Source organism: Paenibacillus sp. sgz302115, from assembly GCF_056120445.1.
Genome location: NZ_JBVYOK010000001.1, coordinates 279,970 through 293,991, shown reverse-complemented (window position 1 = coordinate 293,991; position 14,022 = coordinate 279,970). Strand labels below are relative to the sequence as shown.

General features: G+C 45.1%; 11 protein-coding genes and 2 pseudogenes. 4 read left to right on the top strand and 9 right to left on the bottom strand.

What is annotated here, in order from left to right; all coding sequences use genetic code 11:
- Positions 1-126 precede the first annotated feature (126 nt).
- Positions 127-1,266 (top strand): beta family protein, encoded by a 1,140-nt coding sequence (locus AC0LWN_RS01345; RefSeq protein WP_474662846.1) that lies wholly within the window; start codon positions 127-129, stop codon positions 1,264-1,266.
- Here the strand turns inward: AC0LWN_RS01345 and AC0LWN_RS01340 are convergent.
- Both AC0LWN_RS01340 and AC0LWN_RS01335 read right to left on the bottom strand, forming a co-directional pair.
- Entirely contained in the window at positions 1,187-1,771 is a 585-nt protein-coding gene (locus AC0LWN_RS01340; RefSeq protein ID WP_474662845.1) for a sce7726 family protein, read from the bottom strand. The genes AC0LWN_RS01345 and AC0LWN_RS01340 overlap by 80 nt on opposite strands.
- A gap of 274 nt (positions 1,772-2,045) precedes the next feature.
- Positions 2,046-2,789 (bottom strand): hypothetical protein, encoded by a 744-nt coding sequence (locus AC0LWN_RS01335; protein ID WP_474662844.1) that lies wholly within the window; start codon positions 2,787-2,789, stop codon positions 2,046-2,048.
- 859 nt (positions 2,790-3,648) lie between these two features.
- On the opposite strand from AC0LWN_RS01335, the gene AC0LWN_RS01330 reads away from it, so the two are divergent.
- Entirely contained in the window at positions 3,649-4,743 is a 1,095-nt protein-coding gene (locus AC0LWN_RS01330; protein ID WP_474662843.1) for a GTP pyrophosphokinase, read from the top strand.
- Positions 4,744-5,331: 588 nt separating this feature from the next.
- Here AC0LWN_RS01330 and AC0LWN_RS01325 read toward each other — a convergent pair.
- The 5 genes and pseudogenes from AC0LWN_RS01325 to AC0LWN_RS01305 form a co-directional block, all read right to left on the bottom strand.
- The gene (locus AC0LWN_RS01325; protein WP_474662842.1) at positions 5,332-6,309 is read right to left on the bottom strand and encodes an aldo/keto reductase; all 978 of its coding nucleotides are present in this window, start codon (positions 6,307-6,309) and stop codon (positions 5,332-5,334) included.
- A gap of 103 nt (positions 6,310-6,412) precedes the next feature.
- Positions 6,413-7,894 carry a pectate lyase family protein gene (locus AC0LWN_RS01320; protein WP_474662841.1) on the bottom strand — a complete coding sequence of 494 codons (1,482 nt, stop codon included), beginning with the start codon at positions 7,892-7,894 and terminating at the stop codon, positions 6,413-6,415.
- A gap of 21 nt (positions 7,895-7,915) precedes the next feature.
- Positions 7,916-9,145, bottom strand: a pseudogene (locus AC0LWN_RS01315) (right-handed parallel beta-helix repeat-containing protein); the annotation flags it as partial.
- Between the two features lie 108 nt (positions 9,146-9,253).
- Positions 9,254-9,871: pseudogene (locus AC0LWN_RS01310) on the bottom strand (3-keto-alpha-glucoside-1,2-lyase-like domain-containing protein); the annotation flags it as partial.
- Between the two features lie 244 nt (positions 9,872-10,115).
- Positions 10,116-10,976, bottom strand: a complete 861-nt coding sequence (locus AC0LWN_RS01305) for a DUF421 domain-containing protein (protein ID WP_474662840.1) — start codon at positions 10,974-10,976, stop codon at positions 10,116-10,118.
- A 150-nt stretch (positions 10,977-11,126) separates the two neighbouring features.
- On the opposite strand from AC0LWN_RS01305, the gene AC0LWN_RS01300 reads away from it, so the two are divergent.
- Entirely contained in the window at positions 11,127-11,333 is a 207-nt protein-coding gene (locus tag AC0LWN_RS01300) for a DUF1657 domain-containing protein (RefSeq protein WP_474662839.1), read from the top strand.
- A gap of 192 nt (positions 11,334-11,525) precedes the next feature.
- Here the strand turns inward: AC0LWN_RS01300 and AC0LWN_RS01295 are convergent, their stop codons facing one another.
- Both AC0LWN_RS01295 and AC0LWN_RS01290 read right to left on the bottom strand, forming a co-directional pair.
- Positions 11,526-12,569 carry a Gfo/Idh/MocA family protein gene (locus AC0LWN_RS01295; protein ID WP_474662838.1) on the bottom strand — a complete coding sequence of 348 codons (1,044 nt, stop codon included), beginning with the start codon at positions 12,567-12,569 and terminating at the stop codon, positions 11,526-11,528.
- A 21-nt stretch (positions 12,570-12,590) separates the two neighbouring features.
- Positions 12,591-13,421 carry a sugar phosphate isomerase/epimerase family protein gene (locus AC0LWN_RS01290; RefSeq protein ID WP_474663549.1) on the bottom strand — a complete coding sequence of 277 codons (831 nt, stop codon included), beginning with the start codon at positions 13,419-13,421 and terminating at the stop codon, positions 12,591-12,593.
- On the opposite strand from AC0LWN_RS01290, the gene AC0LWN_RS01285 reads away from it, so the two are divergent.
- On the top strand, positions 13,420-14,001 hold the full coding sequence (locus tag AC0LWN_RS01285; protein ID WP_474663548.1) for a helix-turn-helix transcriptional regulator: 582 nt from the start codon (positions 13,420-13,422) through the stop codon (positions 13,999-14,001). The genes AC0LWN_RS01290 and AC0LWN_RS01285 overlap by 2 nt on opposite strands.
- Positions 14,002-14,022 lie beyond the last annotated feature (21 nt).

Genomic DNA, 14,022 nt, shown 5'->3' with positions numbered 1-14,022 from the left:
TATCCACTCCCATTTTTTCTTAGAATCCATGTTTTAACAAAATAAGTGTAATTTCTGGAACTTTTGTGTTAGATTAAAAATAGTACATATTTCTCATTTTAGCGGCAAAAATAGGAGGAATGGCATATGTTCAATTCAGATCATTATGTTCCGATAATTAAGTGGAAGAGAGGGGAACGAACTGCTCTAGATCACCTCGATGTATCGGTTAAACAAGCAATGACCCCGTTATTAGAAATCCAACCGGTTCCCTACGACCATAAAAAAGAAGACTTTACAAAAACAATAGACGCACACTTAATTAATGTTGGAAAAGATCTGAAAAATGCATGGATTCTATCAAATCCAGTTTTTGTTGATGCTCTTACATTATATGATAACGAAGAATTTGAAGACGATATTCTATCCACTGGTCAACATCCCCTTGAGTTCGTCATTGAATCAATAGAAAACGAAGGAATACCAGCTATCCCTGTTACAGGTACTTTAAGAGACGCCCTTTACCAAACTGCTGTAAAAAATGTAGTAACTCTTTACAATAGAGGAGTTTGCATTAGAATTGTTGAGAGTCAGATAGATAATTTGGCGCAACTTTCATCGGAGCTCAACAACTTCATGTCATTCCTCCAACTTAAAGAAAATCAAATTGATATTTTAATTGATTTTGAACATATTAACCCCACTAAAGCGCAGACAACCTATACTCAAGTCCTAAATGCCCTTATTCAGTTTCCTAAAATTTTGGATTGGAGAACCATAACCATAAGCTCTACTTCCATTCCACGATCATTATCTACAATAACAAAAAAATTCAGCTCAGGAACAATACCTAGAGCTGAATGGGATATTTATAAGCGAATCAGGAAATCCAATTTAGTCAGACATCCTTCTTTCAGTGATTACACTATCACTAATCCGGATTTTGTTAATTTGGAGCCCTGGCTTTTAAACAAAATAATCGCTAGTCTCAAGTATACGTGTGATAATGAGTATTGGATTCATCGCGGCGATTTGACAGGTAACGGTTTTTCTTACATGAGTAAAATATGCTCCGATGTAGTGGCAGATCCACGGTATTGTGGAAGAAACTATTCTTATGGTGATGAATACATCTATAATTGTGCAAATGGTGGACCCACGGGCAATTTAGAAACATGGGTTGTTGTTGGTATTAATCATCATTTAACTAAGGTAGCAGATGACCTCTCCACCCTTGCCTCTGCTTCAACACCTGGGTCACCTCGATCTTTAACTCATCGGCTTTAACAGTCTCTGCAATCCTGTCATAAAGTACCCGTCTAGGCTTAGAGAGCACTCCCTTCTCTAAGCCTTTTTTCTTTAACAGCTCTATCGCTTCATTTCTCCATAACAGTTGTGCCAATGCAAGCGAATCAAGCGATGGATTTGACCGTCCCTTTTTTACTGTTTTTAGACCCGGGATACCCTTTTTATTTGTAACCCTTATAATTCCCCACCATGGAGGAACCATCTCTTTAATATCATTAAGAAATTGATCCGCTGCCACTATAGTCATTCTTTCAAATACTTTATTGTATTCACTCATTTGAAGAGGTAACCTACTAAGGTTATCGCTCTCGCTCTTGATCTCAAAGCCATGCATTATACCGTTTAAAACAGCCACATCAACCCTTGAAACACCTTGACTTACACTCATTTCGTTAATAATTAACGTTTCACAGGATCCGCAGTATTCATTTATTAGTTGTTCAATCAGAACTGACCTGATTTCTGGATCCTTCAATTTGTCCATAATATACTCCCTCAATAATTATTTACGTGTTCATTTTATCAGTTAAATTCTATAATTCAATGCATTTCCACTATATTTTTTCCATTTTTTTGTTTTTCACTTATATATTGAGTTGAGTTGGTTTTTCATCTTTGGGTAGTCAGAAACTCAGCGAGAGACGAAGAGAACCTGCCCGCCCTGCTTTTGTACGTCCTCCACCACACAAACACTCGTTCCTGCATTTGGGGCCTGAGAACGGCTTACAGAAGGGCATTTTGAAAAAGCATCAAATATGCTATTTGAAATGAAATTTTATTATGTCCGCTAGGCCATAACTATTCTTCAAATAATCACTTGGCATATTTTTGATTAAGCTGTCAAAATACCGCTTGAACATAATGTCAAATTCTATCAATTCGTCTTTTAAACGATCAACTTCTACTACCTCATTGACCAGCATTCTAGATATTTTTCCATTTATCCGTATTCCAAGATGTTCATATTGAATACCCAATCCATTAAAATGCAGGGAACCTCTATGTTTAATGAAATTATATTTTTCTCTCAGTTCAACTGTTAATTTGTGGTTAAAAAAATCACGATAGATCTTTCTGGATTTTAAATCTCTCGCCAAAGTCAGTATATAATTCAACTCATCAAAGGTGCATTGAGTTGAGGCTTTAGAAAATTTAGTAGTATCCTCGATGATTTCCATACCAAAATCCCCATAAAAAAACCAAGAGACTTGCCAGGATAAATCGATACAATAATTGTAAAAAGCTAGGGCGTTAAGCAGAAAATTAGCCCGTAAGGAAAGTGTACCTATCTTATCTCCTTTTGGAAATACTAATTCTCCATAATCATTTGATTCAAAAAATAGTAATGATTGTCTCCCATAGCAAAAGGAATAATAAACATCAACAATTTTAAACCCCGCAGCCAGTACATTAGGTAGAAATCTTAGATACTGTGATTCTTTTGGAGAGTAATCCAACCAATGGTGTACATCCTCTTCTTCATATAAATCCAAAGCGTTCATCTCTCATCCCCCAGTACCAAAAATTTCGACACTCAGGAAGTTTTTCCCTTCTGGCATTTCACTCTGGAACAAAACTGTGCAGATTGTTCCCAACGACCCGATATACAGCCTTTACACTTCGATGGCTGCCTGGGTGGACCTTTAACCCGTTGCTGCTGTTGCTTCTTCTTCAAAAAAATACCCCCCAATAGAAAAAAGCCGATCCATAAAGGAACGACTTTGACTGATATGTGTACGATTTTGTACGATAAAATGACGGTTATGGCGAAAACTCATACGCCTTATAAAGAATGGCGTCCGCTCCGCATCCGCAGCAAATGCGCTGCGCTCTTTGCATAAAATCTTTGCGGACTTTATAACAAAGGCGGACAAGACTATTTTCTGACCCCATGAAATAAGAGTCAAAAACTTCAGAGACGATTTAAAGGCCACGCTACAGTGCTGGCTCAAGAATCCTCAAAATCTCTAACTCTTTCATATCCACATGCCAGAGAGTGGTTTATACTGAAAAAAAGTGATTAAGGAGGCATTATGTTTCTAGAACCTTAAAAAAAGCATTGATCCGAATAGCAATTGTCATTCCTCTCGGATTAATACTAGGGGTGATTATAGATCACTATTAGAAATAGAAAATACGAAAGGAGGTACGCCCCGGTTAAATTCCGCAGGTGCAGCCGTACGTGTCACTCTCGTCTAATTTCCACGCTCTCAAAGTATCAAGGAAAACCTATCAAATGGTGTTCATCTTAGGTTCATGTTTCGTTCAATAATAGTCACTATACTTGAAGAATGTGTATATCCAATAAAATGAAGGAAAGAAGAAATAAATAACGAAATCTATGGAAGATGAGGGAGAATAATGTCGTCAATACAAAATAAAAACATTGAAGACTTAAGAGTTTGGTACACAGAAAATCGCCGTACTTACAGCAATCTTTCAAATAAAGTTGAAGCAATAATAAAAGAATTATTAGATACTGAAGGGGTTACATATTATTCAATTTCAAGTAGAACTAAAGATGTTGACAGTTTTATTAAAAAATCGCAGAAGGACAAGTACCATGATCCCAAAAAACAAATTCAAGACTTAGCTGGAATTCGAGTTATTACTTACGTAAGGAGTGAAGTAATCAAAGCCTGTGAAATAATTAGACCTCTGTTTAAGATTGACGAAAAAAACAGCGTAGATAAAAGCAACGAATTAGGAAAAGACAAAGTCGGATACCGCTCCGTACATTATGTTGCAACTTTAACTGACGATAGATTGGCATTGCCTGAATATAAAATGTTTAAGAATTTTTACTTTGAGATTCAGGTAAGGACATTACTTGAACATGCATGGGCCGATATTTCACATGATAGAAGCTATAAATTTAAAGGAGAGTTTCCAGCAGAGTACGACATTGAACGTAGATTCTCTCTTGCATCAGCAACATTAGAACTTGTTGATAGAGAATTTGATTCAATTGTAACTACTCTTGACAAATATGAATATGAAACTGAAGAAAAGACAAAACAAGGCGATGTTGATATGCCACTTAATTCAACATCAGTTAATAATTACTTATTAAATACGCTTGATTCATATATAAAAATTGGAAGTATCGAACCAAATTTTAACAATACTGATTCTGAAATTATTGATGAATTGCTGGATTTTGGATTAACCAATCTTCGTGAACTTGATAAACTCATAACAAAATTCCTTAAGGAGAGCCCTTTAATTTTTGAAGATACTAATTTTGCTGGTATATTAAGGAATGTGATGATACTTAGTGATATAGATCGATACTTCAACTATGCATGGAAGAGACATTGGATTTTTATAGATGCAGATTTTGTAACTATTGCTAAAGACTATGGCATTGATATAGAAAAGTATATTGAAGATAATGGAACAGACATAATGATTGATGAAGAATATGAAGAATACGAAGATTTTAATGACTACTAGGACAGGAAGATTCTAATTATTAATTAAAAAAACAGTAAAAAACCTTTATTTATTGTTTTACTGTTTTTCAGTTTTATAATATTTATTTTAAGTTTAAATGAAACTAAAAAAATCAAAATTAACCATTCTTCTTCTCAAACAAACCCAAAAGTTTCAGGGTTAGCCACACTCTCCGTACCCTCGCTAATTTTTCGTCGAATAGTGCTAGCACTAAAGCCATGGCGGAAGAACATTATTGTCTCTTTAATAGAGTGTCCTTCAATATATCGATGCTGGATGGCCTGCTGAGCATCTTTGCCTTGTATCAAGCCTGCAGCCCGCTGGATAGTGCTGGTGTAGAACTGTACTGCTGATACACCCATCTTTGCCTACAGGCCCATCGGATTCTCCTCACGGAAGACACCCTGCCCATCCGACACCCTCTGGTTGCCGGATATCTACTTCGGCTACGGCACTTTAAAGGGTAAAGTCACCGGGTGGATTTGAACCACCTAGATTGTGCGACTGTGAGGCGCACCAAAAAAGGAACCGACAGCCGCCGGTTCCACTTGTATCGAAGTAAATTCCAACCTATTCAAGCCAATTATCCTAATAACCAACCACCGGATGCGGGATATAAACTTCTTCCAACCGCAGAATCTCTTCCGGGCTCAGCTTAATTGATACTGCAGCCGCCGCATCGTCCAGATGCTCCATCTTCGTGGCACCAACGATTGGAGCCGTCACCGGCTTCTTCTGCAGCACCCAGGCTAGTGCCACTTGGGCACGCGGAACTCCCCGTTCCCCGGCGATTTCCTTCACCCGTAGCGCAACAGCCCTGTCGGCTTCTTCGGTTCTCGCATACAGCAGCTTGCCGAATTCATCGTTTGCTGAACGGGGGCTTGCTACCTCCCAATCTCTTGTCAGCCGGCCTCTGGCAAGCGGACTCCAGGGAATTACGCCAATCCCCTCCGCCTCACAGAGCGGGAGCATCTCACGCTCCTCTTCGCGGTACAGCAGATTGACATAGTTCTGCATGGACACGAACCGCGTCCAGCCATTGCGTTCAGCGACATTTAGCGCCTTGAGAAACTGCCAGGCATGCATTGAGGAGGCGCCGATATAACGGGCTTTGCCTGCTTTGACCACATCATGCAGCGCCTCCATCGTTTCTTCAATCGGTGTTGCCGGGTCCCAGCGGTGAATTTGATACAGATCCACATAATCGGTACCCAGCCGCTTCAGACTATGGTCTATCTCAGTCATAATCTCCTTACGCGATAAGCCTCCGCCATTGGGACCCGGACGCATTCTTCCGTGCACCTTAGTTGCAATAACGACTTCATCACGTGTGGCAAAGTCCTTGAGCGCTCTGCCGACAATTTCTTCACTCGTTCCATCGGAATAGACGTTGGCGGTGTCGAAAAAGTTAATGCCCAGCTCCAGCGCCTTCCGGATAAACGGACGGCTCTCCTGTTCATTGAGGGTCCAGGCATGATTCCCGCGTTCAGGAATGCCGTAACTCATACAACCCAGACAAATCCGTGAGACATCCAGCCCGGTAGAACCCAGTTTTACATATTCCATAACTGACAGCAGCCTCCCTATTAGAAGATAAAAACTACCAATCTTTTATAGTATATCTCTGTCAGCTGCTTTTGAAAAATCAAGCCCTATCCGCTCATTTCACTCAGTATGATGTTTTCAGCCAATTCTGCTTCGCCCAGCTCAGCTTCCCTGCTCCTGATCCATCCGGGCCGGTCAATCTGGCAGCCAGTGTTGCAGGGTCGTCCGGTGTGTAGCTGTAAGGCAGCGCCGATAGGCCGGACCAGGCGAACGGAATAATCGGGGCCGGTACTGGAGCAAGCGGACTTCCTGCGGAATCGCTATTGCCTCTGAAGACGACTCCACTCATCGAGTAGATTGTATCGGCTGCTTTGATTTTACCAGTGTAGCTGGCGTCAGCCGGATCGGTCTGATTGTTGCGCAGCGGATACAGAATATCTATAATATTGGACTTTTCAAGCAGTACGGCTCCGCCTTCCGTAGCAATGGAACCGTTGCTGGTGACCGTAAAGTGATAGCCTTTGGAGGCAATGGCCGCTTCCATCGCTGCCGTGATTCTTGATTTCGCTGCCCAAGCGGCAGAGTTATCCGCCAGAATGTTATAGACATGGGCGTTGCCGCCTCTAAGGCGTGGCAGGCGGTCCTGAATATCCTGGTAATAGTTATGATGCAGCGTAATGGTTAATTTGGCGTTGCTGGAATCAAAGGAAGTTGAGCCGACCAGATGCCCCTTCTTTTGCGAGCTTGCGATGGCGATCACATCATCCTTGCTGAGTCCCACAGCGCTGCTGCGCAGGTAGGCATACATTGGGTAAGCAGCAGGGTTGGCTTCCATCGCATTGATCTGCCGGGTTACCCAGCTATTTGTACTTCTGTCGTCCCCCTTGAAGGTAGACCAGGAGATTGTTACGCCGGTAGTGCCTTTTTTAGAGTCAACCAGCCCGTCATACGCTTTGTTGAAGGTACAGTGGTCAATCCAGACATTAGTATCCTCTTCAAGCGTGATGTAGTCCCAATCGTTTTTGTCATAGTCGCCTTTGGTGGATTCATCCCACTCCCACAGCTCATCGAATTCCAGATTGCGGATGATTACATTCGAGCTGCGTTTGATTGTAAAAGCAACATGCTTGAGCTTCACTCCGTTAGCCGAAAAGATTGTCAGCCCGTCGAACCCGTCAATGTTGATCTTGCTCACTCCTGTCTGCAGGAGCACCGGATGGGTTAACGGCGAGTTATGGGCGGAAAAAGGTGAGGTCTTGGCCGCAGAAGGAAGCTCATTCCAGCCCAGGCTCAGGTCATTCATAATTTCCACGACCTTTACACCGGAGCCTTTCTTGAGTGCTGCTGCCAGATCTGTTGCGTTATACACCTTCTTGTACAGTGTGGTATTCGATTCGTCCACGATGCCGCCGCCGGTGTTCCCAGCGGAGAACCCCGCCAGATTATAAGTGCTTAGCGAACCTGCCGCTGCAAGCGTAGAAGTCTCTGTTATTTCAGACGATTCCTCCAAAGAAGCAGCGCTGGCTGGAAGAATGCAAACAAGGGCCATAATTAGTGCAATGCCAAGCCCTGAAAGGATTTTGAACTTCAAAAATTTCGCCGTCATATATTTCCTCCCTCATTAGGATTACTGAATTGTTGCCCCAATATTCGTGCCGCTTGGAGTGCCGGAACCAATCAGATCGCTGCCGCTGGCCAGCTTCAGGAAGCTGCCGAGGCTGAACGAACCATCCGCATTCCGCACAACCGAAGGGGTCAGGCTCACGAAATCGGCGCTGCTTGCCACAAGACCCTTGGCATTAGTGCTGGCATTGCTTTTCCACCAGACATTGGTGCTGGAAACATCCGTACCGCTCGTCTTGTCACTCGATGTGCCGGCAAAGCTCAGGTTGTTCGTGAACACATGTGTGCCTGAATCAAAAGCAAAGTTGCTCTGACCATTGCTCCATGAGGTATTGTTGGTTAATTGAATGGAGCCCGGGTTGCTGTTGTAGGTGAAGCCATGCTTTTTATTCTGGAAGGCAATGCTGTTCGTCACAATATGATTTACAGCAATTTTGTCGCCGCCCAGCTTGAAGCCGTTCCCGTCACTGTTGGCTGTTGAGTTGCCATCCGAGGTTTGCCCATTTTTGTAAGCAATGCTGTTCTTGATCGTTACGACACCAATCGGGCCGGTTTCCGACTTGGAGTACAGATCCCATCCGTCATCCGTATTCCAGGCCGAAATGCATTTGTCAAAAACATTGCCGGGGCCAATTGTCAGCTTGGCGGCAAAACCATCGGCATCCTCTCCATTGTCAGGATCGAAATTGTCATGGGAATACACGCCGATAATCTGGTTATAGCTCGGCCAGTCGCTCATACTTGCTGCCGATGTAGCATAGCGGCTGATTTGCAGACCGGAGTCACGGTTATGGTGGGTCTCCACATTCTCGATGATATTGTAATTGCCTCCGATGAAAATCCCGTTGTCTCCGGCTCCCTTCACTTCAAGTCCCTTAACGTACCAGTAGTGTCCAAAGATTTGCAATCCGCGTTCAGTGGAGGCAAAGCTCTCGGCGGAGAAATCAAGCACCGGCTTCTCACTTCCGTAAGCCACAATGCTCTTGCGTGAACCGGAGGCGCCGCTGTTATCCCGCTCAATAGTAACCGGCGAGGAAAAAGCATACGTACCACCCCGCATATAGATGGTGCCGCCAGCCGCTACCTTGGTTAGTGCCGATGCAAGGGTTGTAGGGCTGCCAATCGTCCCGGAATTGCCGGCTGCACCGTTCGGAGCCACATAAATGGCGCCCGAAACTGGTGTTGCGGTAGGTGCGGTTGTTGGGGTGGCCGCAGGAGTTGCAGTTGCTGTAGGCGCTGCTGTCGGGCTGGTTGTTGCTGTTGCACTTGGTTTCGGGGTAGCCGTAGCCGTTGCAGACGGAGTTGGCGTACTGGCACTGACACCGCTTACAATAATGTTGTCAAACTTGGCGGCGGTCTTATAAGCGACCAGGCCAATGCCTCCAGAAGTTAAAATGTTATCGTGTGCATTTATCTGCAGCACATCATTCACATACATGCTGATCGAATCTCCGTTTAATTCGAGCTTGACCGTATACACAGTTCCCGCGGTGATTGGATAGTCTGTCTTGACCGCAAGTGTGCTGCTCGCACCGCCAGATTTTTTGCGGATCTCCAGGGTGCCGCCATTGCTGTTCGACAACGAAGCGGCGTAGTAGTTATTGCCGTCCGCATAGCGGCCACACACATAAGTACGGTTATTTCCGTTAAAATTATCCACCTTCACATCAGCCTGCACGCTGTAATTGCTCCATGAGCTGTCGCCTGCAGAAGTCCGTCCCTCCGTACTGCTGGATTGATAATATACAGATGAGCCGCCGTCCTGTACCACAGACCATGTGCCTGTCGTGCTGGTCCAATTGCCCGCATTGCCGGACTCAAAATCATCGCTGAAGATACTTGCTGCTTGTACTGACGGTATCCCCCATTGCAGGCCGCCAAAAGCAAGGACAGCAGAAAGCGCAATACACGCGGTGAGCGTTGATTTCTTTTTATTTTTCACGTTAACATTTACCTCCATAGTGTTTGTATTTTTTACACAGTTATCCCTTCTGTCAGCCCTCCCCTTATTTGTGATATGCAGATCGCTGGGAATTGCGTTTTTTTGCAGCGGTCAGCCTAATCTCCACTATAAGTAAATATTTGTAATTGTACAGATGTTTTTTCGGAAGATTATTACAGATTTGTGAACTGCACAAAAAAACCAACAAAAAACGGATCATTTTTGTTGGCTAGTTGTGCTATAAGATTCGATGCCGCTTGATTCAGCTTTGAATGAAAGGCTTCAGCTTTACGATCAGAGCCTGCAAATCCGTGGAGCACTGCTCATACATTTGCTTCGCTCTTTCGTTATTGGTTGACAGGCCGAACATCTCCAGGTCCGCTTCGCATTTCTTCAGCAAGGCATAGAGCTGCGGTTTGTCCTGCGGCTGCGGCAGCTCTACACTGTCAGTATATAAGTCCACGGTCAGCTCGCCGTAGGAATCCACCTGACCCAGATAGACATTTTCAGCGGTTACATCAAGCTTTCCCAGTTGACCATCCAGCCAGGCGCGTGTCAATCCGAGAGCATCCAGCGGTTCATCCATTATCTTGCCATCCATAATTACTGCCTGCGTCTCCTGCTCCGGCGCTACTTTGACACCGAGGTGCTTCGGCGTTAGCGGCTGGTTCTCCCGGGTAAGCAGGACGTTGATCATTCCGTCTGACTCCATAATGGCGAATTCCACATCCGCTACCTTGAACACATCTTTTTTCCGCAGCTCTGCCAGCAATTCATCGGTGGTCAAACGCTCTTTTTTCATATTGTCTTCGAGGATCTTTCCATCCTTAATCAGCACGGTCGATTTGAAATCAATGAAGTCCCTGGCCTTTTTGCTCTTGATTTGCAGGAACTCGATGCCCAGCGAGAAGGCTATCCAGACAACCAGGGCAATGATGCCGAGATGCCACGTCTTGTCTGTATCCAAGGATATGTAAGCCGCTATACTGCCTACGGTAATGCCTGTAATGTACTCGAAGAACGACAACTGTGAGACCTGTCTTTTCCCAAGCAGCTTCGTCAATAAGAAGAGTACGACCACAGCAAACATTGTGCGCCAAATAACCTCCAGCCATTCAGGCATCAGTGAAACCTCCTTATCTATAGTACCAACATTCATTATTTGTAAAATAGAGAGCGATTAATCAAGAAAATTTTTCTTGTATGTAATCCAGAGTCACGACAGATACTATGTTGCGAAAATTAAGCATCACTATCCAAGGAGGAATATGAAATGACTGTATCCACACAAATAAAGACCTGTGTCTCATCTTTGAAAAGCGCTCAAGCCAGCTTGGAGCAATTCGCAATGGAAACCCAGAATAAAGATGCCAAGAACCTGTTCACTAATGCGGCGAAGCAGACCCAGCAGATCGTTGATCAGGTAGAGAGCCGTGTAACCGAGCTGGAAAATGAGGAACCACAGTATAAAGGGTTCTAATTGAAAAATCCGGGTCATAAAAAAGAAGCTCTTCATTAGCATACGCTGATGAGGAGCCTCTTTTTGCAACAATACTACTTTTTAACAAGGAATAGAAATAGAGTGATGTCAACGATATATGGATATTTGTGACTTTAAAAAGCGCTTTGGACAGGAATACTCTCCTGCTCAAAGCGCCTTAACTATGCTTTATTAGCTACTGCGCATAAAGTCGGCAAGCGCGATTTTGCTTCCAGTCCGGGCGCTCTCCAGAGCACCAAGCACCATTGCCATGCTGTAGCGGTTGTCGCGGCAATCCGTTTCCGCCGGGCGCTGCTCTGCCAGAGACAGGAACATCTCTTCCAGGCAGCCATGATGGAAAGTCTCCTTCATCTCCACAGGTTCACCTTCTATACGCTCGTAATCGAGAATGAACTTGCCGGACGGGTCGCTTGCAGAGACCACCTCGGCATAGGGCATACCTGCTCCGTCCCAGATCGCAGCACCCTTTTCCCCTTGGATCCGCCATGAGGCTTCCCAGGAGGTCGGAGCCCCTTCAGCACACCAAGAGCCTTGATAGCAAAATACGGAGCCGTCTGACATTTCAAAAATACAAACCGCCGCTGCATTCCCCTCGTACCAGGACCCGGGCGGATTAAATTCCTGGCAGTACACTGTAACCGGATTGGCCCCACTGATATAACGTGCCTGGTCGAAGGTATGAATGGCCATATCCAGCAGCAAAGGGCTTTCCATTACATCGCGGAACCCGCCGAAATGCGGCCCCAGGAAAAAGCTCGCCCCCATATAGCCGATTCTTCCGATCTTCCCGGCATCAATGATCTGACGCAGTGAGCGTATACGGGGATCATATCGCCGGTTCTGCATAACAGCATGACTCCGGCCTGAGCGCTCAGACAGAGCGATAATGCTATTGCATTGCTCCATTGACTCGGCCAGCGGCTTTTCGCTGAATACATTGCATTGCAGTTCAAGTGAAGTACTGGCAATGGCAAAATGGCTGGCAGGTACAGTAACATCAAATACGAGATTTGCTTTTGCAGCCTTGATGGCCTGTCCGATCTCTGTAAATACCGGACATGATAACCCGTGCTTGTCAGCCATAGCCTGCGCCGATTCTTGCCGGATATCCACCAGAGCCACGATTTCCACATCTGAACGGTTAAGCGCATAACTTATCCACTCGTTGGCCATTCCGCCGCACCCGGCTACAGCCACTCGGTAATCCGCAGTCATTGGCATTTCCCTCTTTCTATGCTAGATCGGATTTGGTACGAAGCTGCCTCCGCGGCAGTGCTTCAAATAATTGAGTGCATGCACTTGCCCGGTCATTTCCAGTTCATCCCGATAGACCGGATCATGCCAGCCTTCAATATCAATCGTGCCTTTATAGCCAGCCTGGCGCAAAATGGTAATTACATCGGTCCAGTTCGTATCCCCAAAGCCTGGCGTCCGGTGCCATACGTATGGCTTATGTCCATGAATGCCATATTCTTTGACAATATCCCAGGCGATGGTCGCATCCTTGCCATGTACGTGGAACACTTTATCCGTCCATTTGCGCAGCTGTGGTATCGGATCAATCAGCGCAACCATCTGATGGCACGGCTCCCATTCAAGTCCCAGGTTGTCTACCGGAACAGCGTTGAACATTTTCTCCCAGGCTGCAGGGTTATGGGCAATATTCCAGTCTCCTGTTTGCCAGTTACCATCCATGGAGCAATTCTCAAATGCGATTCTGAGACCACGGTCGGCTGCTCTCTTAGAGAGCTCTCCGAATACCTCTGCAAATTTCGGGATAGACTCGTCTATGGACAGCCCAGTCAGTCTTCCAGTGAATCCGGAAATCATATCCGTCCCGAATAAATGCGCATGATCAATCAAACGCTCCCAGCTGGCCAGGGTATCGGCATTGTCACCTGTTCCTGTCAGCGGATTGCCGAATATGCCTAAGGAGGAAATGACGAAATCATGCTCGGCAGCCAGCTCACGCACCCGTGCTGCAGTTTCCGCCAGATTCGTATCTCCGGTTGTCTGCCAGAAGGTTAAGCTGAAGGATTCAAAGCCGTGTTCAACAATTTGCGGGATGACGCGGAACCAGGACTCTCAGCATGAGCAGTTTGTAGCACCGTATTTGAACAATCTCTATCAATTTCCGGTGAAACCTGTGGACCATAACCCGGTATGCAGCACTTATTTCCCCTTGCTGGATTCCGTCATTGCCGAGGTGCGGGAGAAAAGGCCTGCTTTTCAACTGGTAGTCAAAAATCAATTGCATCTGTTTTTCACTCTCCTGGCGCGCAGTTTCCCGCCACAGCAAATGTCCGACAGACACCACAGCGAGCGCCATTCCATCAACCGGGAGCGCTTCAAGCCGCTTCTGGAATATCTTGAAATCCATTTTGATGAAAAAATATCCATCGAGAGCGCCGCCAGATTCGTGAATCTGAACCCATACCATTTTTGTAAAACCTTCAAAAAGCTAACCGGACGCACCTTCATCGACTATCTCAATTCATGCCGGATGAATGAAGCAGAACGGCTGCTGCTGGAGACGGACCTGACGGTAACGGAAATCGCCGGCAAAGTCGGCTGCGACAATCCAAATTACTTCACTAAGCTGTTCAAACAGTATAAAGGCCATACGCCCTCCGGCGCACGTAAATAAACAAGCAAGTCTGAATATTCA

Excerpts from the sequence above, each read along its gene's own strand:
- AC0LWN_RS01345 (WP_474662846.1), top strand. The coding sequence starts at position 127 with ATGTTCAATTCAGATCATTATGTTCCGATAATTAAGTGGAAGAGAGGG.
- AC0LWN_RS01340 (WP_474662845.1), bottom strand. The coding sequence starts at position 1,771 with ATGGACAAATTGAAGGATCCAGAAATCAGGTCAGTTCTGATTGAACAA.
- AC0LWN_RS01335 (WP_474662844.1), bottom strand. The coding sequence starts at position 2,789 with ATGAACGCTTTGGATTTATATGAAGAAGAGGATGTACACCATTGGTTG.
- AC0LWN_RS01330 (WP_474662843.1), top strand. The coding sequence starts at position 3,649 with ATGTCGTCAATACAAAATAAAAACATTGAAGACTTAAGAGTTTGGTAC.
- AC0LWN_RS01325 (WP_474662842.1), bottom strand. The coding sequence starts at position 6,309 with ATGGAATATGTAAAACTGGGTTCTACCGGGCTGGATGTCTCACGGATT.
- AC0LWN_RS01320 (WP_474662841.1), bottom strand. The coding sequence starts at position 7,894 with ATGACGGCGAAATTTTTGAAGTTCAAAATCCTTTCAGGGCTTGGCATT.
- AC0LWN_RS01305 (WP_474662840.1), bottom strand. The coding sequence starts at position 10,976 with ATGCCTGAATGGCTGGAGGTTATTTGGCGCACAATGTTTGCTGTGGTC.
- AC0LWN_RS01300 (WP_474662839.1), top strand. The coding sequence starts at position 11,127 with ATGACTGTATCCACACAAATAAAGACCTGTGTCTCATCTTTGAAAAGC.
- AC0LWN_RS01295 (WP_474662838.1), bottom strand. The coding sequence starts at position 12,569 with ATGACTGCGGATTACCGAGTGGCTGTAGCCGGGTGCGGCGGAATGGCC.
- AC0LWN_RS01285 (WP_474663548.1), top strand. The coding sequence starts at position 13,420 with ATGACGCGGAACCAGGACTCTCAGCATGAGCAGTTTGTAGCACCGTAT.